This is a genomic window from Nonomuraea zeae (assembly GCF_005889725.1).
Classification (GTDB): Bacteria; Actinomycetota; Actinomycetes; order Streptosporangiales; family Streptosporangiaceae; genus Nonomuraea; species Nonomuraea zeae.
Window position 1 is genome coordinate 1 of the sequence record NZ_VCKX01000163.1, and the last position, 17,645, is coordinate 17,645.

Sequence of the window (17,645 nt, forward strand, 5' to 3'; positions counted from 1 at the left end):
GAACGCCCGGGTAAACGCGGTCAGCACGGTCCCTCCTGCGCGCCTTTACGGCGGTGTGAGTATGCGATGGTGCGGGGATCTGCCATCTAAGTCTTAGGTCTGACGAGCCGGACAGATGCCTGCCGTCTCGCGAACTCTAACGCACTACGGGCGTGGGGGCATTTGTCAAAGCCCCCACGCCGCGTAATAGCTCTTACAGCTCGGTAACGGAACCACCGGCTGCGGCGATCTTCTCCTTCGCAGCGGACGAGAAGGCGTGCGCCTGCACGTTCACCGCGACGGAGATCTCGCCGGTGCCGAGCACCTTGACGAGCTGGTTCTTACGGACAGCACCCTTCGCGACCAGCGCCTCGACGGTGACCTCGCCACCGTCGGGGAACAGCTCACCGAGCCGGTCCAGGTTGACGACCTGGTAGGTCGTCTTGAACAGCGCGTTGGAGAAGCCCTTGAGCTTCGGCAGACGCCTCTGCAGCGGCACCTGGCCACCCTCGAAACCGAGAGGAACCGTGGTACGGGCGTGACTGCCCTTGGTGCCGCGACCGGCGGTCTTGCCCTTGGACGCCTCGCCACGACCCTTGCGGATCTTGGACTTGTTGGCGCCAGGAGCAGGACGCAGGTCGTGAATCTTGAGCGGAGCCTTGTCAGTCATGACTAGTCGACCTCTTCCACCTCGACGAGGTGCGTCACCACGGAGACCATCCCGCGAATCTCGGGGCGGTCCTCCTTGACGACGACGTCGCCGATTCGCTTCAGGCCAAGAGAACGCAGCGAGTCACGCTGGTTCTGCTTGCCACCGATCTTCGAGCGAACCTGAGTGATCTTCAGGCGTGCCATGACTAGCTCACCGCCTTGGCGGCCGCGGCCTCCGCGATGCCCTCGCGCTGAGCCTTGAGCATCCGGGCCGGAGCCACGTCCTCGATCGGCAGGCCACGGCGGGCGGCGATCTCCTCGGGCCGGGAAAGGCCCTTCAGAGCCGCCACAGTGGCGTGCACGATGTTGATCGGGTTGTCCGAGCCGAGCGACTTGGACAGCACGTCGTGGATGCCCGCGCACTCCAGGACCGCGCGCACCGGGCCGCCGGCGATGACGCCGGTACCGGCCGAGGCAGGCCGCAGGAAGACGACACCGGCCGCCTCCTCGCCCTGCACGGTGTGCGGGATGGTGCCCTGGATCCGAGGCACCTTGAAGAAGTGCTTCTTCGCCTCTTCGACGCCCTTGGCGATGGCCGCGGGGACTTCCTTGGCCTTGCCATAGCCGACGCCGACCAGGCCGTTGCCGTCACCGACGACGACGAGGGCGGTGAAGCTGAAGCGACGACCACCCTTCACGACCTTGGCCACTCGGTTGATCTTCACTACGCGCTCGATGTACGAGACGCCCTTGTCGGCGGCGCCACCGCGGCGATCGTCACGACGGTCCCGCCGCTCGCCACCGGTGCCGCCACCGCGACGCGGAGCTGCAGCCATCAGTGGTTCCTCATCTCAATTGCGGTCATCAGAATTCGAGCCCGCCTTCGCGAGCGCTGTCCGCCAGAGCAGCGATGCGCCCGGCGTAGCGGTTGCCACCACGGTCGAACACGACCGCCGTGATCCCGGCTTCCTTGGCCCGCTGAGCGAGGAGCTCGCCGACCTTCTTGGCCTTTTCCGTCTTGTCCGCTTCGAGCGTGCGCAGCGAGGGGTCCATGGTGGACGCGCTCACCAGCGTGTGGCCGACGGTGTCGTCCACGATCTGCACGAACATGTGACGGGTCGAGCGGTTGACGACCAGGCGCGGACGCGAGGTCGTGCCGACAACGTTCTTGCGGACGCGGCGGTGGCGGCGGGCCCGCGAGACGGTGCGGGCAGCCGTGTGCTTGCTGAACGCAGTCTTCGGAGCCATGCCTACTTACCAGCCTTTCCGACCTTGCGGCGGATTTGTTCGCCTTGGTAACGCACACCCTTGCCCTTGTACGGGTCGGGCTTGCGCAACTTGCGGATGTTGGCCGCGACCTCGCCGACCTTCTGCTTGTCGATGCCGTCCACGTGGAACAGGGTCGGCTTCTCGACACGGAAGGAAACGCCCTCGGGGGCGTCGACGATGACCGGGTGGCTGAAGCCCAGAGAGAACTCCAGCTGCGTCGGGCCCTTGGCCTGAACGCGGTAACCGACGCCGACGATCTCCAGGGTCTTGGAGTAGCCCTGGGTGACGCCCTGCACCATGTTGGCGATCAGCGTCCTGGACAGGCCGTGCAGCGCACGAACCTTGTTCTCGTCGTTGGGCCGGGAGACGGCGATGGCGCCGTCGTCGTCACGCGCAACCGCGATGGGCTCGGCGACCGTGTGAGAAAGCGTGCCCTTCGGGCCCTTGACCTGGACATCCCGGCCGTCGATCGTAATGTCGACGCCGCTCGGCACAGGGATGGGCAGCCGTCCGATTCTCGACATGCTGTGTTCCTCCCCTCTACCAGACGTAGGCGAGGACTTCCCCGCCCACGCCACGCTTGCCGGCCTGCTTGTCGGTCATGAGACCGGCGGACGTCGAGATGATCGCGACGCCCAGCCCGCCCAGGACTCGAGGCAGGTTGTCCTTCTTCGCATAAACCCGCAGACCGGGCTTGGAAACCCGGCGCAGGCCCGCGAGCGACCGCTCACGGGTAGGCCCGAACTTGAGCTCCACCACGAGGTTCTTGCCAACCTTGGCGTCTTCGACGGTCCAAGCCTGGATGTAACCCTCCTGCTGGAGGATCTCGGCGATGTGCGCCTTGATCTTCGAGTACGGCATCGACACGCTTTCGTGGTACGCCGAATTCGCATTCCGCAGACGCGTGAGCATGTCTGCGATCGGGTCGGTCATCGTCATGGCCAGTGGCCTTCCTCGCCGCGGTTTCCAGTCGGTCAAGCTGAGCTCTACCGGTGGACCTTCGGCGCGGTCATGGGCGCTCCACAGGGGAAACGCCCGGGTCTTTTCTGGATATGTAAAGCCGGAGCAGCCGCTCAGGGGCGGCGCGTGGCCGCCCCCAAGGGTATCTACCAGCTCGACTTGGTGATGCCGGGCAGCTCGCCCCGGTGCGCCATCTCGCGGAAGCACACGCGGCACAGCCCGAACTTGCGGTAGACGGCGCGCGGCCGGCCACAACGCGAGCAACGAGTGTACGCCCGGACCTCGAACTTCTGCTTGCGCCCCGCCTTGGCGATCAGCGACTTCTTCGCCATCGGTTTAGGCCTCCTTGAAGGGGAACCCGAGGAGCTTCAGCAGCGCCCGGCCCTGGTCGTCGTTCTTCGCGGTGGTCACGATCGTGATGTCCATGCCCCGCGGCCGGTCGACCTTGTCCTGGTCGACCTCGTGGAACATGACCTGCTCGGTCAGACCGAACGTGTAGTTGCCGTTGCCGTCGAACTGCTTCGGCGAAAGACCGCGGAAGTCCCTGATACGGGGCAGCGCGAGCGCCAGCAGCCGGTCGAGGAACTCCCACATGCGGTCGCCCCGCAGCGTGACGTGCGCGCCGATCGGCATGCCCTCGCGCAGCTTGAACTGGGCGATGGACTTGCGGGCCCGGACGACGGCCGGCTTCTGGCCGGTGATCACGGTGAGGTCGCGAACGGCGCCTTCGATGAGCTTGGAGTCACGAGCCGCCTCGCCGACACCCATGTTGACCTTGATCTTGGTCAGGGCCGGGATCTGCATGACGTTCTCGATGCCGAACTGCTCGCGAAGCTGGGCCGCGATCTCCTCGCGGTACTTCGTCTTGAGTCGCGGCGTCGGGCGCTCGGTCTCAGTGGTCGTGGCAGTCATCAGCTGTCCTCACCCGTCTCGTCGGCCTTCTTCTCGTCGGCCTTCTCGTCGGCGGGCTTCTTGGCGGCGGGCTTCTCGTCCTTGAGCTTCTTCACGTTCGACACGTGAATAGGAGCCTCCATGGTCTGCACGCCGCCGGTCTTGGCGCCGCGCGGACCCTGGTGGGTCTCCTTGGTGTGCTTCTTGATCATGTTGACGCCCTCGACCACCACGCGGTCCTCGCGCGGGAACGTGGCGATCACGTGACCCTTGGCACCCTTGTTCTTGCCGGCGACGACCTGAACCAGGTCGCCCTTCTTGACATGCAGCTTCGGCATTACAGCACCTCCGGTGCGAGCGAGATGATGCGCATGAACTTCTTGTCGCGCAGCTCGCGGCCGACCGGGCCGAAGATACGAGTGCCACGAGGGTCACCGCTGTCCTTGATGATGACGGCGGCGTTCTCGTCGAAGCGGATGTAGGAGCCGTCGGGCCGGCGGCGCTCCTTGACCGTGCGGACGATGACGGCCTTGACCACATCGCCCTTCTTGACGCCCGTGCTGCCGGGCAGCGCGTCCTTGACAGTGGCGACGATGATGTCGCCGATACCGGCGTAGCGTCGGCCCGAGCCACCGAGAACGCGGATGCAAAGGATTTCCTTCGCGCCCGTGTTGTCGGCGACCTTGAGCCGCGACTCCTGCTGGATCACTGTTACTCCTGTTAGTCGCGCCGGTTCTCATCGCTGAGCCTGGCGGAACCCGTAGTTGTCTTGTTCCCCCGGCTACAACCCCTGGAAGGCTCACACCCTCCTGGGGCCGCACCGCAGGCGACGCGAGGCCCTGGTGGACCTCGCGTCCTTGGACGCCGTCATGGGGGCCTGGGCCCCCACGAGGCGCGGTATAGCCGAAAAGGCCTACTTGGCCTTCTCGAGGATCTCCACGACCCTCCACCGCTTGGTGGCGGAGAGGGGGCGGGTCTCCATCAGCAGCACGCGGTCGCCGACGCCACAGGCGTTGGCCTCGTCGTGCGCCTTGTACTTGGTCGTACGGCGGATGACCTTGCCGTACAGACGGTGCTTGACGCGGTCCTCGACGGCGACGACGACGGTCTTGTCCATCTTGTCGCTGACGACGAGGCCCTCGCGGACCTTGCGGAAGTTCCGCTCGGTCTCGTTGGCCTCAGTGGTGGTCTCGGTCTCAGCCATCGCTCGTCTCCTTCTCGACCGTGACGATGCCGAGCTCGCGCTCGCGCATCACGGTGTAGATACGGGCGATCTCGCGGCGGACGGCACGCAGCCGCCCATGGCTCTCCAACTGACCGGTCGCTGACTGGAAGCGGAGGTTGAACAGCTCCTCCTTGGCTTCCTTGAGCTTCTGGACCAGAGTGTCCTGGTCCTCGACTCGCAGCTCGCCGGCGGTCAGGCCCTTAGCCATCACGCCTCACCCACTTCACGCTTAACAATCTTGCACTTCATCGGCAGCTTGTGGATCGCCCTCGTGAGCGCCTCACGCGCCACGGGCTCCGCCACGCCGGACAGCTCGAACATCACGCGTCCGGGCTTGACGTTGGCGATCCACCACTCCGGCGAACCCTTACCGGAACCCATGCGGGTCTCGGCAGGCTTCTTGGTGAGGGGACGGTCGGGGTAGATGTTGATCCACACCTTGCCGCCACGGCGGATGTGACGGGTCATGGCGATACGGGCGGACTCGATCTGACGGTTGGTCACGTAGGAGTGCTCAACAGCCTGGATGCCGAACTCGCCGAACACGACCCTGGTGCCGCCCTTGGCGGCTCCGCTGCGGTCAGGCCGGTGCTGCTTGCGGTGCTTGACCCTGCGCGGGATCAGCATGGTCAGCTCCCTTCAGCACCCGGCTGCGCAGCCGGGCCGGTCTCGGGGGTGGCTCCAGCGGGCGCCGCCGCCGAAGAATCAGTACGGGGGGCGCGGTCGCCACGGCCACCGCCACCACGACGGGGGCGGTCACCGCCACCACGACGCGGACGGTCGCCACCGCCGCCGCCACCGCGACGGTCGTCGCGGTCACGACGCTGGCCGGCGCGAGCACCGGCGGCAGCCGCCTCGCGCTCGGCGCGGCTGGTCGGAGCCTCGCCCTTGTAGATCCAGACCTTCACGCCGATGCGGCCGAAGGTCGTACGGGCCTCGTAGAAGCCGTAGTCGATGTCCGCGCGAAGGGTGTGCAGCGGCACACGGCCCTCACGGTAGAACTCCGACCGCGACATCTCAGCGCCGCCGAGACGACCGGAGCACTGGACACGGATGCCCTTGGCGCCGGACTTCATGGCGGACTGCATCGCCTTGCGCATGGCGCGGCGGAACGAGACACGGCTCGACAGCTGCTCGGCCACGCCCTGCGCGACGAGCTGCGCGTCGATCTCCGGGTTCTTGACCTCGAGAATGTTGAGCTGAACCTGCTTCTTGGTCAGCTTCTCCAGGTCGCCACGGATACGGTCCGCCTCGGCGCCGCGGCGGCCGATCACGATGCCGGGACGCGCGGTGTGGATGTCCACCTGCACGCGGTCCGTCGTGCGCTCGATCTCGACCTTGGAGATGCCGGCCCGCTCCATGCCCTTCTGCAGCATGCGGCGGATCGACACGTCCTCGGCGACGTACGACTTGTACAGCTTGTCGGCGTACCACCGGCTCTTGAAGTCGGTCGTGATGCCGAGGCGGAACCCGTGCGGGTTAACCTTCTGGCCCACTATCGGGTCCTTCCCTTCGGCTCGCGGGACTCCACGATCACGGTGATGTGGCTCGTCCGCTTGTTGATCCGATAGGCGCGACCCTGTGCACGCGGACGGAACCGCTTCAGCGTCGGGCCCTCGTCGACCCACGCGCGGCTCACGACGAGCGTGTTGGGGTCGAGATCGAAGTTGTGCTCGGCGTTCGCCATCGCGGAACTGAGCACCTTGTAGATCGGCTCGCTCGCCGACTGGGGAGCGAACTGCAGCACGGCCTGCGCCTCCGAAGCGGGCAGCCCGCGAATAAGGTCCACCACGCGGCGGGCCTTGAGGGGCGTGACACGGACGAACCGCGCCTGAGCCCTGGCTTCCATCGCTTACTCCTCTTAACTGCTTCTGAAGGCGTCTATCGCCGGCTGCGCCGGTCGTCCTTGACGTGGCTGCGGAAGGTCCGCGTGGGGGCGAACTCTCCGAGCTTGTGGCCGATCATCGACTCGGTGATGAACACCGGGACGTGCTTGCGGCCGTCGTGCACGGCGATCGTGTGGCCCAGCATGTCGGGCACGATCATGGAGCGCCGCGACCACGTCTTGATGACGGTCTTGGTGCCCTTCTCGTTCTGGACTTCGACCTTCTTCTGAAGGTGATCGTCCACGAAGGGACCCTTCTTAAGGCTACGTGGCATTTCGGCTGCTCCTACCGCTTCTTCCTCTTGCTCCGGCGCCGGATGATCAACCGGTCACTGGCCTTGTTGGCCTGGCGGGTGCGGCCCTCAGGCTTACCCTTCGGGTTCACCGGGTGGCGACCACCGGAGGTCTTACCCTCACCACCACCGTGCGGGTGGTCGACAGGGTTCATGGCGACACCACGGACGGTCGGGCGCTTGCCCTTCCAGCGCATACGGCCGGCCTTGCCCCAGTTGATGTTGGCCTGCTCGGCGTTGCCGACCTGGCCCACAGAGGCCCGGCAGCGAACGTCGACCATGCGCATTTCGCCGGAGGGCATACGCAGCGTGGCGTACTGGCCTTCCTTGGCGAGCAGCTGGATCTGGGCGCCCGCGGAACGGCCCAGCTTGGCGCCACCGCCCGGACGGAGCTCCACCGCGTGGATGAAGGTACCGGTCGGGATGTTGCGCAGCGGCAGGCAGTTGCCCGGCTTGATGTCGGCCCCGGGGCCGTTCTCGATACGGTCACCCTGCTTGAGGCCCGTCGGCGCGATGATGTAGCGCTTCTCGCCATCGGCGTAGTGGAGCAGAGCGATGTTGGCGGTGCGGTTGGGGTCGTACTCGATGTGAGCGACCTTCGCCGGAATGCCGTCCTTGTCATGCCTACGGAAGTCAATGATCCGGTAGGCGCGCTTGTGACCGCCGCCTTGGTGGCGTGCGGTGACCCGGCCGTGTACGTTGCGGCCGCCCTTGCTGTGAAGGGGCGCAAGCAACGACTTCTCGGGCGTGCTGCGGGTGATCTCGGAGAAGTCCGAGACACTCGACCCGCGGCGACCCGGGGTCGTCGGCTTGTACTTACGGATGCCCATCTTTTTCGTTCATCCTTCGTCGACCGCGGAATCCGGAGGATTCCGCGGTTCCCTCATATGTCCTGCGAAGCGCGCCAAGCCCTTGATCCCTCATCGCCGTGGGCGATGTAAGGGGACTTGGGGGACCAAGGCCCCCCGCGGATCAGCCGATCTGACCGAAGATGTCGATCCGATCGCCCTCGACCAGGCTCACGATTGCGCGCTTGGTGTCGGGACGCTTGCCAAAACCGGTGCGGGTCCGCTTGCGCTTGCCCTGCCGGTTGATCGTGTTCACGCTGGTGACCTTGACCCCGAAGATCTGCTCAACGGCGATCTTGACCTGGGTCTTGTTCGCGGTCTTCTTCACCAGGAACGTGTACTTGTTGTTCTCATCGATCAGGCCGTAGCTCTTCTCAGAGACGACCGGCTTGATGATGATGTCGCGCGGGTCGGCGATCTTCTCCATCAGGCGTCTTCCTTCCCGCCCTGGCTCAAACGAGCGACGGTCTGGTCGTACGCCTCCTGGGTGAAGACCACGTCGTCGTGCACGAGCACGTCGTAGGTGTTGAGCTGCCCGGCGTCCAGCAGGTGGACCTCCGGGGCGTTGCGCAGGCTCAGCCAGGTCAGCTCGTCGGCCTCGTCGACGACGAGGAGAACGCGCGGAGCCTGGGTGATCTTGCGCAGGGCCTCGAGGGCAGCCTTGGTCTTGGGGGTCTCCCCCGACACCAGCGAGCTGACCACGTGGACGCGACCGCCGCCGGCCCTGTCGGAGAGCGCGCCGCGCAGAGCGGCGGACTTCATCTTCTTGGGCGTGCGCTGCGAGTAGTCGCGCGGCACCGGGCCGTGGACGACGCCACCGCCGGTGAACTGCGGCGCGCGGGTCGAGCCCTGACGGGCGCGGCCGGTGCCCTTCTGCCGGTACGGCTTCTTGCCGCCGCCGGAGACCTCACCACGGGTCTTGGCCTTGTGGGTGCCCTGCCGGCGAGCGGCGAGCTGGGCCACGACCACCTGGTGGATCAGCGGGACGTTGACCTTGGCGCCGAAGATGTCTTCGGGCAGGTCAACCGTGCCGGCCTTGGCACCGCTGGCGTCGAGGACGTCAATGCTTGTCACTTCGCAGCCCCCTTCTTGGCAGCGGTGCGGACGAGTACGAGACTGCCGTTGGCGCCGGGGATCGCACCCTTGATCAGGATGAGACCGTTCTCGGCGTCCACGGAGTGAACCTTGAGGCTCTGCACGGTGGTGCGGACGTTACCCATCCGGCCAGCCATGCGCAGACCCTTGAATACGCGGCCCGGGGTGGCGCAGCCACCGATGGAACCCGGCGAGCGGTGCTTGCGCTGCGTACCGTGCGACGCGCCCAGACCACCGAAGCCGTGCCGCTTCATGACGCCCGCGAAGCCCTTGCCCTTGCTCTTGCCCGTCACGTCGACGAACTGGCCGGCCTCGAAGGTGTCGGCCAGCAGCTCCTGGCCCAGGGTGTAGTCGCTCGCGTCGTCGGTGCGGATCTCCGCGAAGTAACGGCGCGGGGTGATGTCGTGCTTACGCAGGTAGTCGCCGAGCGGCTTGTTGACCTTCCGGGGGTCGACCTGCCCGAAGCCGAGCTGAACGGCGGAGTAGCCGTCCTTCTCGGCGGTGCGGACCCGGGTCACCACGCACGGACCGGCCTCGACCACGGTCACCGGAACCATCCGGTTGTCCGCGTCGAAGACCTGGGTCATGCCGAGCTTCTTGCCCAGGACGCCCTTGATCGTCTTAGCCATGTCAGTGCGTTCCCTCAGAGCTTGATCGAAATGTCGACACCCGCGGGGAGGTCGAGCCGCATGAGCGAGTCAACCGTCTTGGGGGTCGGGTCGATGATGTCAATCAGCCGCTTGTGCGTGCGCATCTCGAAGTGCTCGCGGCTGTCCTTGTACTTGTGCGGCGAGCGGATGACGCAGTACACGTTCTTCTCGGTCGGCAGCGGCACCGGGCCCGCGACCTTCGCGCCAGTCCGCGTCACCGTCTCGACGATCTTCTTGGCCGAGCTATCGATGACCTCGTGGTCATAGGCCTTAAGCCGGATGCGGATCTTCTGTCCCGCCATAGTGGCCTCGGTGTCCTTCGCTGTCGTCTGAAAAAGTATCGTGCGGCCTGTTGCCGCCATGCTGATGCAGGCCAGAGCCTGCGTAACCCCACGAGGCAGACGCAGTCGATCTGCCTTTTCTTCCGTGATCCGGCAGTGACTTCGGTCACGTGGGCCGAAGCTACTGCTGGATCACGGCGCCTTGCATGGGGCTCTACAACGGTGAGGCGGTCGGTCCCGAATTCGGGGCCGACCGCCGCCCCGACGGTCTGACTACTTGAGGATCTTCACGACCCGGCCGGCGCCGACGGTGCGGCCACCCTCACGGATCGCGAACTTGAGGCCTTCCTCCATGGCGATGGGCTGGATCAGCTCAACGCGCATTTCGGTGTTGTCGCCCGGCATGACCATTTCCGTGCCCTCGGGGAGGTTCACGACGCCGGTCACGTCAGTCGTACGGAAGTAGAACTGCGGGCGGTAGTTGTTGAAGAACGGCGTGTGGCGGCCGCCCTCGTCCTTGGACAGGATGTAGACCTGGCCGGTGAACTCGGTGTGCGGGGTCGTCGTGCCCGGCTTGATGATGCACTGGCCGCGCTCGACGTCGTCGCGCTTGATGCCACGGAGCAGCAGGGCGGCGTTGTCGCCCGCGTGACCCTCGTCGAGCATCTTGTTGAACATCTCGATGCTGGTGACGGTGGTCGTCGTCTTCTCCGGCTTGATGCCGATGATGTCGACCTGCTCGTTGACCTTGACGATGCCGCGCTCGATACGGCCGGTGACGACGGTGCCGCGACCGGTGATCGAGAAGACGTCCTCGACCGGCATGAGGAACGGCTTCTCCGTGTCACGCGGGGGCTCGGGGACGTTCTCGTCCACGGCGTTCATCAGCTCGACGATGCTGTCGGCCCACTTCTCGTCACCCTCGAGAGCCTTGAGGGCGGAGACGCGGACGACGGGCAGGTCGTCGCCGGGGAACTCCTGCTGCGAGAGCAGCTCGCGGACCTCGAGCTCGACGAGCTCCAGGATCTCCTCGTCGTCGACCATGTCGGCCTTGTTGAGCGCCACGACGATGTAGGGGACGCCGACCTGGCGGGCCAGGAGGACGTGCTCCTTCGTCTGCGGCATCGGGCCGTCGGTGGCGGCGACCACGAGGATGGCGCCGTCCATCTGAGCGGCACCGGTGATCATGTTCTTCACGTAGTCGGCGTGACCGGGGCAGTCAACGTGCGCATAGTGACGCTTCTCGGTCTGGTACTCGACGTGCGCGATCGAGATCGTGATGCCGCGAGCCTTCTCCTCGGGCGCCTTGTCGATCTTGTCGAACGGGGTCGCCTTGTTCAGCTCGGGGAAACGGTCGTGAAGCACCTTGGTGATCGCCGCGGTCAGCGTGGTCTTGCCGTGGTCGATGTGTCCAATGGTGCCGATGTTCATGTGCGGCTTAGTCCGCTCGAACTTGGCCTTGCCCACTGGTTCTCTCCTTGAGAATCTGACTGACTTTCGTCTACACACTCGGGCCCGGGAACTCCCGAACCCCTTGGCGGCAGGATGGCTCGCGCCATCCTGCCAGGGACCAGGACGGAAGTCCTGGTCCGGCCCCTCGCGGAGCCGGACCGGAGACTATTCGCCCCGGGCCTTCGCGACGATCTCCTTGGCGATGCCCGGAGGCACCTCCGAGTAGGAGTCGAACTGCATGCTGTAGCTCGCGCGCCCCTGCGTCTTGCTACGAAGGTCGCCCACGTAGCCGAACATCTCAGACAGCGGCACGAGCGCCTGGACGACCCGGGCCCCGGCCCGCTCGTCCATCGCCTGGATCTGCCCGCGGCGACCGTTGAGGTCACCGATGACGTCACCCATGTAGTCCTCGGGCGTGGTGACCTCGACGGCCATCATCGGCTCGAGGAGCACGGCGTCCGCCTTGCGCGCGGCCTCCTTGAAGGCCATCGAGCCAGCGATCTTGAACGCCATTTCCGAGGAGTCCACGTCGTGGGCCGCACCGTCGGTCAGCGTAACCTTCACGCCCACCATCGGGTAACCGGCCAGCACGCCGAACTCGGCGGCCTCCTGGGCGCCGGCGTCGACCGACGGGATGTACTCCCTCGGGACGCGGCCACCGGTGACCTTGTTCTCGAACTCGTAGCCGTCGTTGCCTTCGCCCAGCGGCTCGAGGTTGATGATCACCCGCGCGAACTGACCGGAACCACCGGTCTGCTTCTTGTGGGTGTAGTCGATCTTCTCCACCTTGCGGCGGATGGTCTCGCGGTAGGCCACCTGCGGGCGGCCCACGTTGGCCTCGACCTTGAACTCGCGACGCATCCGGTCGACGAGGATCTCCAGGTGAAGCTCGCCCATGCCCCAGATGACCGTCTGACCGGTCTCCTCGTCACGGCGGACCTGGAAGGACGGGTCCTCCTCGGCCAGCCGCTGGATGGCGGTGGACAGCTTCTCCTGGTCGCCCTTGGTCTTGGGCTCGATCGCGACGTTGATGACCGGAGCCGGGAACGTCATCGACTCGAGCACGACCTGGTGCGTCGGGTCGGACAGGGTGTCACCGGTGGTGGTGTCCTTCAGGCCCATCACGGCGACGATCTGCCCGGCGTGCGCCGTCGGGCGCTCCTCGCGCTTGTTCGCGTGCATCTGGTAGATCTTGCCGATCCGCTCCTTCTTGCCCTTCACGGAGTTGATGACTCCGGAACCGGCCTCGAGCGTGCCCGAGTAGATGCGGATGTAGGTGAGACGACCCAGGTGCTGGTCGCTCATGATCTTGAATGCCAGTGCGGCGAACGGCTCGGTCGGGTCCGCGTGCCGTTCGACGATCTTCTCCTCGTTGCCGACCGCGTGGCCCTTGAAGGCCGGGATGTCGGTCGGTGCGGGGAGGTAGGCGACGATGGCGTCGAGCAGGGGCTGCACGCCCTTGTTCTTGAACGCGGTGCCGGTGAGGACGGGGTTGATGGTGCCCGCCACGGTGGCGCGGCGAATGGCCGCGACCAGCTGCTCCTCGGTGGGCTCGGTGCCCTCGAGGAAGAGCTCCATGATCTCGTCGTCGTTCTCGGCGACGGTCTCGACCAGCTTGTCACGCCACTCGCGAGCGGCTTCGGCGTGGTCGGCCGGGATGTCGACGACGTCGTACATCTCGCCCTTGGCCGCCTCTTCGCTCCAGAGCAGGCCCTTCATCTTCACCAGGTCGATGACGCCCCTGAAGCCGGCCTCGACGCCCCACGGAAGCTGAACGACGGCCGGGATGGCACCCAGACGGGTGATCATCATGTCGACGCAGCGGTGGAACTCGGCGCCGACCCGGTCCATCTTGTTCACGAAGCAGATGCGGGGCACGTTGTAGCGGTCAGCCTGGCGCCACACCGTCTCCGACTGCGGCTCAACACCCGCGACACCGTCGAACACGGCGACCGCGCCGTCGAGGACGCGGAGCGAACGCTCCACCTCGATGGTGAAGTCAACGTGACCCGGGGTGTCGATGATGTTGATGGTGTGACCGAGCCACTCGCAGGTCGTCGCGGCAGACGTGATCGTGATGCCGCGCTCCTGCTCCTGCTCCATCCAGTCCATCGTGGCAGCGCCCTCGTGGACTTCACCGATCTTGTAGTTGATGCCGGTGTAGAACAGGATGCGCTCGGTCGTGGTGGTCTTGCCCGCGTCGATATGGGCCATGATCCCGATGTTGCGGACCTTGGCCAGGTCAAGAGCGGTCGTGGTGGCCACTTCTCTCGCGTCCTCGTCGTCTCGTCGAACCCGCCGGTGTTACCAGCGGTAGTGGGCGAAGGCCTTGTTGGACTCGGCCATCTTGTGGGTGTCCTCGCGCTTCTTCACGCTCGCCCCGAGGCCGTTGCTGGCGTCGAGGAGCTCGTTCATGAGGCGCTCGGTCATGGTCTTCTCGCGGCGGGCGCGGGAGTACTGCACCAGCCAGCGCAGGGCCAGGGTGGTGCTGCGCGCGGCGCGCACCTCGACCGGCACCTGGTAGGTCGCGCCACCGACGCGGCGGCTGCGGACCTCGAGGGTCGGCTTGACGTTGTCAAGCGCGCGCTTGAGGGTGACGACCGGGTCGTTGCCCGTCTTCTCCCTGCAGCCTTCGAGGGCGCCGTAGACGATCGACTGCGCGATGGAGCGCTTGCCGTCCAGGAGCACCTTGTTGATCAGGGCGGTCACCAGCGGCGAGCTGTAAACCGGGTCAGCCATGAGCTGACGACGGCCAGGAGAACCCTTACGAGGCATTGTTAGCTCTTCTCCCTCTTCGCGCCGTAGCGGCTACGGGCCTGCTTGCGGTTGCGGACACCCTGGGTGTCGAGCGAGCCACGGATGATCTTGTAGCGAACACCAGGCAGGTCCTTCACACGACCGCCACGCACGAGCACGATGGAGTGCTCCTGCAGGTTGTGCCCCACTCCGGGAATGTAAGCGGTGACCTCGATGCCGTTCGTGAGCCGAACGCGGGCCACCTTGCGCAGTGCCGAGTTGGGCTTCTTCGGAGTCGTCGTGTAAACGCGCTGGCACACACCGCGCCGCTGCGGACTCCCCTTGAGGGCAGGAGTCTTGGTCTTGGAGACCTTGTCCTGCCGGCCCTTGCGGACCAACTGCTGAATAGTGGGCACTGCCACTCCGTTTCGTGCCTTGGCCGGTGTTACGTCATCACAACTTGCATTTCGCAGGTTCTGCCGGTGTCATGACCTGCTGGTTTTACTTGTCCCGGTGCCCCCGCGCTCGGGCGTGTCGCGCTATTCACACAGACACATCCGCGAGGATTACGAGCCAGGAAGCCGTCCCACGCCCTTAATGGGCGCACGGTCGAGAGCCCGCATAGAGACGGGCACGATGTCCAAGACTACCCAGGCCCATGCGACACGTCAAAACGGCGCGACAAGGCTCTCAAGCCTTGCCACTCCGGATCGCCGGGGCCTACTCATCCAGCCCATCTACAGCTCCGGTCCTAATGATATAGGCCGCCGGGCGGTTTCGTACCCAAGACGATGAACCGCCATCCGACCGTAACCCGCCCGTCTCACCTGCGCCGTCTTCTGTGCCGTCTCTTGGGGCGCGCCTAGGGTAATCCCTAGGTCACTCCCTGAAGCGGACGGCGGCCGCGCCGGACTAGCGTCCTGTCCACCCGTCGAGAGGGATGGCAGATGTCATGGATCCGGCACGACCTTCAGCGCGGAGGGCGGATTGTCTGAGCCGGCCGCGCCCTGGCCTGGGCCGCCACCTTTCCACGCCCCCCTGTTCGAGCTCGTGATCCTCGCTCCTCGGGAGCTGCGCGGGCGCAGCTTCCCCGTCTCGGAGACGGCCGCCGAGCTCGGTCGCACGGCCGAGCTGCGGATCGACTCCGAGGAGATCAGCCGCCGGCACGCGAGGATCTGGCTGGCCGGGGGCGCGGCCTGGATCGCCGACTGCGGCTCGACCAACGGCACCTGGGTCAACGGCACCAGGATCATGCAGCCCGTACGCGTGGAGCCGGGCCAGCGCATCCGCCTGGGCGGCGTCGAAGCCGTCCTCCAGGAGTCGGCCGGGGCCGCCCCCCAGGGCGCGGCCTTCGCGCAAGGGGCGGCCTTCGCGCAGGACTCCGGGCTCGACGAGCACCACTCCACGACCTCCGCACCGATCCAGCGCCCCACGAACACCACCCGCTACCTCTGCGCGGCCGGCTACATCGACGAGTCCTTCTGCCATGACGTCATCAGCGAGACCCTCGGGCAGCCCTACCGAGCCAGCGCGCCCTCCTACGGCGTGGACCTGCCCGCCGTCGTCAAGCACGCGCTGGCCGCCGAGCGTCACCGTGCGATCCGCGACGTGCTGCTCCTGCTCATCGGCCTGGCCACGGTCGGGCTCGTGGTGGCGGGCGCGGCGGACGCGCTGCCGGACCTGGACGCGCTGGAGCCGCTGGACGACCTGAGCGACCTCGACGACCTGGGCCAGAGCGAGGCGCTGCGGCTCGGCGCGCTCGCCCTGCTCCCGCTGGGGACGGCGTGGCTGGTGGTGGCCGCGCACATCTTCTACACGAGGGTCGTCGTGCTCGGCCACCGGCTGTCCACCCGCCGCTTCTCCCCCAACCGGGCCCCCGCGCCGCTGGGGCCGAGCGCCCGCCGCCAGACCGGCCGCCTCGTCCAGGCTCAGCGCGGCAACGTCACGGTGTTCGCCGACTATCTGCCGTTCGTCGGGAGCGGCGTCGACTATCACGCCTGGTCGTTCGCCATCGACACCACCAAGGCCGCGCAGAAGGACCGGCCGCCGAAACGTTTCCACGCCGACGACGTACACGCCTGGATGGCACGCGAGATCGCCGCCACCGGCCTGCCCAACCTGCGGCTCGCCGAGCAGCTGTTCATCAACGGCGTGGACATCAACAACGCCCCCGACCTGCTGCCCGACCCGCTCGCGCCGCCGGTGACGTCGGTGGGCGCCGACCTGCTGCAGGCGGTCGCGCGCTCGCCGGAGTCCTCGGCGCGCGTCTATCTCAGCGTCGAGGTCCTCGGCTGGGGCGGGCAGCTCATCGTGACCGTCTTCCTGCGTGCCGTACGGCTGCGCGGCTCGCTCTTCCTGGAGGGCGCCACGTTCATGCTGTATCCGCTGGCGCGCAAGTTCTTCCTCGTGGACAAGGTGTCGACCGACGTGCTCACCGGCCTGGCCGTGGCGGTGGGCCGCGGCGCGGCGGCGACGGTCCCCCTCCTGCTCGGCACCCCGTACCGGATGGGCAAGCGCTGGGGCCGGGCCGCCGCCAGGCACCGGCGCGAACGCGACGACCGCGCCGTCATCCAGAGCCACGGCCTGTACGACTACGGCGCCCGCGTGAGCGTGCGGGAGCTGGCCATGGGCGACGACCTGCGGCGCTTCTTCATCGAACGCGACGTCGAGATGTTCGACAAGGTCGTCCACGAGGCCGTGTTCAAGGGCATGGCCAAGTTCCTGGTCGAGCACAACATCGACACCGGCGAGGCGGCCCAGCTCATCACCCAGGTCACCAACCACAAGATCAACATCAGCGGCGGCCAGGGCTTCAACTTCGGCAACATCTCCGGCCACAACGCCAACGTCGGCGGCACCGTCAACCAGTCGCCGGCCTCTCCGCAGAAGGGCAGCAGCAGATGACGCACCATCCGGACGATCCGGCATACGGCCGCGAGGGCATCAACATCAGCGGCGGCCAGGGCTTCAACTTCGGCACCATCTCGGGAGCCAACGCCAACATCGGCGGCACGTACAACTACGGCGTCTCCGCCCAGCAGGAGGAGCTGCGGCTGCTGATCGCCGACCTGCAGGCCATCGTCGTCCGGCACCACCACCAGCTGGGCGATCCTCAGGGCGCCACGACGGCCGTCGAGCTTCTGCAGGAGGAGGTGCGGGGCGAGCAACGCCCCAACCGCCTGACCTCGTTCCTGACCATGCTGACCGCCTCGGCGGGCGGCGTGACGGCGCTCACGGAGGCGGCCGCCAAGACCAAGGACCTGATCGCCTCGATGCTCTGACCGCGCCGGCGGCCGCCGGTCCGGTCACTGAGGCGGCCCACAGGGCGGCGTGATGGTGACTGGCCGGTGGCGGGCCCGGCGGGTGTCTCCCTGGGCGGCCCCCTGCCCACGAGGGCGTCTGGGGCCACCACGGCGCCGCGTACGAGCAG

At 66.7% G+C, this 17,645-nt stretch carries 27 protein-coding genes; 2 read left to right on the forward strand and 25 right to left on the reverse strand.

Annotation, left to right across the window (positions count from 1 at the left end; translation table 11 throughout):
* Window positions 1-193: 193 nt before the first annotated feature.
* The 25 genes from rplO to rpsL all read right to left on the reverse strand — a co-directional run bounded on the left by rplO (window position 194) and on the right by rpsL (window position 14,631).
* The gene (rplO, locus tag ETD85_RS38420; RefSeq protein ID WP_138694750.1) at window positions 194-649 is read right to left on the reverse strand and encodes a 50S ribosomal protein L15; all 456 of its coding nucleotides are present in this window, start codon (window positions 647-649) and stop codon (window positions 194-196) included.
* A gap of 2 nt (window positions 650-651) precedes the next feature.
* Complete coding sequence (gene rpmD, locus ETD85_RS38425) at window positions 652-834, reverse strand: 50S ribosomal protein L30 (RefSeq protein ID WP_080043226.1); 183 nt, start codon at window positions 832-834, stop codon at window positions 652-654.
* A gap of 2 nt (window positions 835-836) precedes the next feature.
* Window positions 837-1,466 carry a 30S ribosomal protein S5 gene (rpsE, locus tag ETD85_RS38430; RefSeq protein WP_049572667.1) on the reverse strand — a complete coding sequence of 210 codons (630 nt, stop codon included), beginning with the start codon at window positions 1,464-1,466 and terminating at the stop codon, window positions 837-839.
* A gap of 28 nt (window positions 1,467-1,494) precedes the next feature.
* On the reverse strand, window positions 1,495-1,878 hold the full coding sequence (gene rplR / locus ETD85_RS38435) for a 50S ribosomal protein L18 (protein WP_138694751.1): 384 nt from the start codon (window positions 1,876-1,878) through the stop codon (window positions 1,495-1,497).
* A 2-nt stretch (window positions 1,879-1,880) separates the two neighbouring features.
* Window positions 1,881-2,423, reverse strand: coding sequence for a 50S ribosomal protein L6 (gene rplF, locus ETD85_RS38440; RefSeq protein ID WP_138694752.1), 543 nt, complete (start codon window positions 2,421-2,423; stop codon window positions 1,881-1,883).
* 16 nt (window positions 2,424-2,439) lie between these two features.
* Complete coding sequence (rpsH, locus tag ETD85_RS38445; protein ID WP_106253393.1) at window positions 2,440-2,838, reverse strand: 30S ribosomal protein S8; 399 nt, start codon at window positions 2,836-2,838, stop codon at window positions 2,440-2,442.
* A 167-nt stretch (window positions 2,839-3,005) separates the two neighbouring features.
* Window positions 3,006-3,191 carry a type Z 30S ribosomal protein S14 gene (locus ETD85_RS38450; protein ID WP_020542298.1) on the reverse strand — a complete coding sequence of 62 codons (186 nt, stop codon included), beginning with the start codon at window positions 3,189-3,191 and terminating at the stop codon, window positions 3,006-3,008.
* A gap of 4 nt (window positions 3,192-3,195) precedes the next feature.
* The gene (gene rplE / locus ETD85_RS38455; protein ID WP_106253395.1) at window positions 3,196-3,771 is read right to left on the reverse strand and encodes a 50S ribosomal protein L5; all 576 of its coding nucleotides are present in this window, start codon (window positions 3,769-3,771) and stop codon (window positions 3,196-3,198) included.
* Entirely contained in the window at window positions 3,771-4,088 is a 318-nt protein-coding gene (gene rplX / locus ETD85_RS38460; RefSeq protein ID WP_170247071.1) for a 50S ribosomal protein L24, read from the reverse strand. The genes rplE and rplX overlap by 1 nt, the downstream gene beginning before the upstream one ends.
* On the reverse strand, window positions 4,088-4,459 hold the full coding sequence (rplN, locus tag ETD85_RS38465; RefSeq protein WP_106253399.1) for a 50S ribosomal protein L14: 372 nt from the start codon (window positions 4,457-4,459) through the stop codon (window positions 4,088-4,090). Before rplN ends, rplX begins: the two co-directional genes overlap by 1 nt.
* Window positions 4,460-4,663: 204 nt before the next feature.
* Complete coding sequence (gene rpsQ, locus ETD85_RS38470; RefSeq protein WP_138694753.1) at window positions 4,664-4,954, reverse strand: 30S ribosomal protein S17; 291 nt, start codon at window positions 4,952-4,954, stop codon at window positions 4,664-4,666.
* Window positions 4,947-5,183 carry a 50S ribosomal protein L29 gene (gene rpmC, locus ETD85_RS38475; RefSeq protein ID WP_138694754.1) on the reverse strand — a complete coding sequence of 79 codons (237 nt, stop codon included), beginning with the start codon at window positions 5,181-5,183 and terminating at the stop codon, window positions 4,947-4,949. Before rpmC ends, rpsQ begins: the two co-directional genes overlap by 8 nt.
* Entirely contained in the window at window positions 5,183-5,602 is a 420-nt protein-coding gene (gene rplP / locus ETD85_RS38480; RefSeq protein WP_138694755.1) for a 50S ribosomal protein L16, read from the reverse strand. The genes rpmC and rplP overlap by 1 nt, the downstream gene beginning before the upstream one ends.
* A 2-nt stretch (window positions 5,603-5,604) precedes the next feature.
* Window positions 5,605-6,471 (reverse strand): 30S ribosomal protein S3, encoded by an 867-nt coding sequence (gene rpsC / locus ETD85_RS38485; protein WP_138694756.1) that lies wholly within the window; start codon window positions 6,469-6,471, stop codon window positions 5,605-5,607.
* Complete coding sequence (gene rplV / locus ETD85_RS38490; RefSeq protein WP_138694757.1) at window positions 6,471-6,824, reverse strand: 50S ribosomal protein L22; 354 nt, start codon at window positions 6,822-6,824, stop codon at window positions 6,471-6,473. The genes rpsC and rplV overlap by 1 nt, the downstream gene beginning before the upstream one ends.
* Window positions 6,825-6,856: 32 nt before the next feature.
* On the reverse strand, window positions 6,857-7,135 hold the full coding sequence (gene rpsS, locus ETD85_RS38495) for a 30S ribosomal protein S19 (RefSeq protein WP_138694758.1): 279 nt from the start codon (window positions 7,133-7,135) through the stop codon (window positions 6,857-6,859).
* 11 nt (window positions 7,136-7,146) lie between these two features.
* Entirely contained in the window at window positions 7,147-7,983 is an 837-nt protein-coding gene (gene rplB / locus ETD85_RS38500; protein WP_138694759.1) for a 50S ribosomal protein L2, read from the reverse strand.
* Between the two features lie 142 nt (window positions 7,984-8,125).
* On the reverse strand, window positions 8,126-8,428 hold the full coding sequence (gene rplW, locus ETD85_RS38505) for a 50S ribosomal protein L23 (RefSeq protein WP_111180891.1): 303 nt from the start codon (window positions 8,426-8,428) through the stop codon (window positions 8,126-8,128).
* Window positions 8,428-9,075 carry a 50S ribosomal protein L4 gene (gene rplD / locus ETD85_RS38510; protein WP_138694760.1) on the reverse strand — a complete coding sequence of 216 codons (648 nt, stop codon included), beginning with the start codon at window positions 9,073-9,075 and terminating at the stop codon, window positions 8,428-8,430. The genes rplW and rplD overlap by 1 nt, the downstream gene beginning before the upstream one ends.
* Window positions 9,072-9,725 carry a 50S ribosomal protein L3 gene (gene rplC, locus ETD85_RS38515; protein ID WP_138694761.1) on the reverse strand — a complete coding sequence of 218 codons (654 nt, stop codon included), beginning with the start codon at window positions 9,723-9,725 and terminating at the stop codon, window positions 9,072-9,074. Before rplC ends, rplD begins: the two co-directional genes overlap by 4 nt.
* 14 nt (window positions 9,726-9,739) lie before the next feature.
* Window positions 9,740-10,048 (reverse strand): 30S ribosomal protein S10, encoded by a 309-nt coding sequence (rpsJ, locus tag ETD85_RS38520; RefSeq protein ID WP_012887830.1) that lies wholly within the window; start codon window positions 10,046-10,048, stop codon window positions 9,740-9,742.
* A 252-nt stretch (window positions 10,049-10,300) separates the two neighbouring features.
* A complete protein-coding gene (gene tuf, locus ETD85_RS38525) occupies window positions 10,301-11,494 on the reverse strand; it encodes an elongation factor Tu (RefSeq protein ID WP_138694762.1) in 1,194 nt (397 codons plus the stop codon).
* 150 nt (window positions 11,495-11,644) lie between these two features.
* Window positions 11,645-13,693, reverse strand: coding sequence for an elongation factor G (gene fusA, locus ETD85_RS38530; protein ID WP_240779703.1), 2,049 nt, complete (start codon window positions 13,691-13,693; stop codon window positions 11,645-11,647).
* A 90-nt stretch (window positions 13,694-13,783) separates the two neighbouring features.
* Window positions 13,784-14,254, reverse strand: coding sequence for a 30S ribosomal protein S7 (gene rpsG, locus ETD85_RS38535; protein ID WP_020542314.1), 471 nt, complete (start codon window positions 14,252-14,254; stop codon window positions 13,784-13,786).
* A gap of 2 nt (window positions 14,255-14,256) precedes the next feature.
* On the reverse strand, window positions 14,257-14,631 hold the full coding sequence (gene rpsL, locus ETD85_RS38540) for a 30S ribosomal protein S12 (protein WP_049572713.1): 375 nt from the start codon (window positions 14,629-14,631) through the stop codon (window positions 14,257-14,259).
* A 634-nt stretch (window positions 14,632-15,265) separates the two neighbouring features.
* On the opposite strand from rpsL, the gene ETD85_RS38545 reads away from it, so the two are divergent.
* Window positions 15,266-17,119 (forward strand): FHA domain-containing protein, encoded by a 1,854-nt coding sequence (locus ETD85_RS38545; protein ID WP_170247072.1) that lies wholly within the window; start codon window positions 15,266-15,268, stop codon window positions 17,117-17,119.
* Window positions 17,116-17,496, forward strand: coding sequence for a hypothetical protein (locus ETD85_RS38550; protein ID WP_138694765.1), 381 nt, complete (start codon window positions 17,116-17,118; stop codon window positions 17,494-17,496). Before ETD85_RS38545 ends, ETD85_RS38550 begins: the two co-directional genes overlap by 4 nt.
* Window positions 17,497-17,645: the final 149 nt, after the last annotated feature.

Excerpts from the sequence above, each read along its gene's own strand:
- rplO (WP_138694750.1), bottom strand. The coding sequence starts at position 649 with ATGACTGACAAGGCTCCGCTCAAGATTCACGACCTGCGTCCTGCTCCT.
- rpmD (WP_080043226.1), bottom strand. The coding sequence starts at position 834 with ATGGCACGCCTGAAGATCACTCAGGTTCGCTCGAAGATCGGTGGCAAG.
- rpsE (WP_049572667.1), bottom strand. The coding sequence starts at position 1,466 with ATGGCTGCAGCTCCGCGTCGCGGTGGCGGCACCGGTGGCGAGCGGCGG.
- rplR (WP_138694751.1), bottom strand. The coding sequence starts at position 1,878 with ATGGCTCCGAAGACTGCGTTCAGCAAGCACACGGCTGCCCGCACCGTC.
- rplF (WP_138694752.1), bottom strand. The coding sequence starts at position 2,423 with ATGTCGAGAATCGGACGGCTGCCCATCCCTGTGCCGAGCGGCGTCGAC.
- rpsH (WP_106253393.1), bottom strand. The coding sequence starts at position 2,838 with ATGACGATGACCGACCCGATCGCAGACATGCTCACGCGTCTGCGGAAT.
- ETD85_RS38450 (WP_020542298.1), bottom strand. The coding sequence starts at position 3,191 with ATGGCGAAGAAGTCGCTGATCGCCAAGGCGGGGCGCAAGCAGAAGTTC.
- rplE (WP_106253395.1), bottom strand. The coding sequence starts at position 3,771 with ATGACTGCCACGACCACTGAGACCGAGCGCCCGACGCCGCGACTCAAG.
- rplX (WP_170247071.1), bottom strand. The coding sequence starts at position 4,088 with ATGCCGAAGCTGCATGTCAAGAAGGGCGACCTGGTTCAGGTCGTCGCC.
- rpsQ (WP_138694753.1), bottom strand. The coding sequence starts at position 4,954 with ATGGCTGAGACCGAGACCACCACTGAGGCCAACGAGACCGAGCGGAAC.
- rpmC (WP_138694754.1), bottom strand. The coding sequence starts at position 5,183 with ATGGCTAAGGGCCTGACCGCCGGCGAGCTGCGAGTCGAGGACCAGGAC.
- rplP (WP_138694755.1), bottom strand. The coding sequence starts at position 5,602 with ATGCTGATCCCGCGCAGGGTCAAGCACCGCAAGCAGCACCGGCCTGAC.
- rplV (WP_138694757.1), bottom strand. The coding sequence starts at position 6,824 with ATGGAAGCCAGGGCTCAGGCGCGGTTCGTCCGTGTCACGCCCCTCAAG.
- rpsS (WP_138694758.1), bottom strand. The coding sequence starts at position 7,135 with ATGCCACGTAGCCTTAAGAAGGGTCCCTTCGTGGACGATCACCTTCAG.
- rplB (WP_138694759.1), bottom strand. The coding sequence starts at position 7,983 with ATGGGCATCCGTAAGTACAAGCCGACGACCCCGGGTCGCCGCGGGTCG.
- rplW (WP_111180891.1), bottom strand. The coding sequence starts at position 8,428 with ATGGAGAAGATCGCCGACCCGCGCGACATCATCATCAAGCCGGTCGTC.
- rplC (WP_138694761.1), bottom strand. The coding sequence starts at position 9,725 with ATGGCTAAGACGATCAAGGGCGTCCTGGGCAAGAAGCTCGGCATGACC.
- rpsJ (WP_012887830.1), bottom strand. The coding sequence starts at position 10,048 with ATGGCGGGACAGAAGATCCGCATCCGGCTTAAGGCCTATGACCACGAG.
- fusA (WP_240779703.1), bottom strand. The coding sequence starts at position 13,693 with ATGGCCCATATCGACGCGGGCAAGACCACCACGACCGAGCGCATCCTG.
- rpsG (WP_020542314.1), bottom strand. The coding sequence starts at position 14,254 with ATGCCTCGTAAGGGTTCTCCTGGCCGTCGTCAGCTCATGGCTGACCCG.
- ETD85_RS38550 (WP_138694765.1), top strand. The coding sequence starts at position 17,116 with ATGACGCACCATCCGGACGATCCGGCATACGGCCGCGAGGGCATCAAC.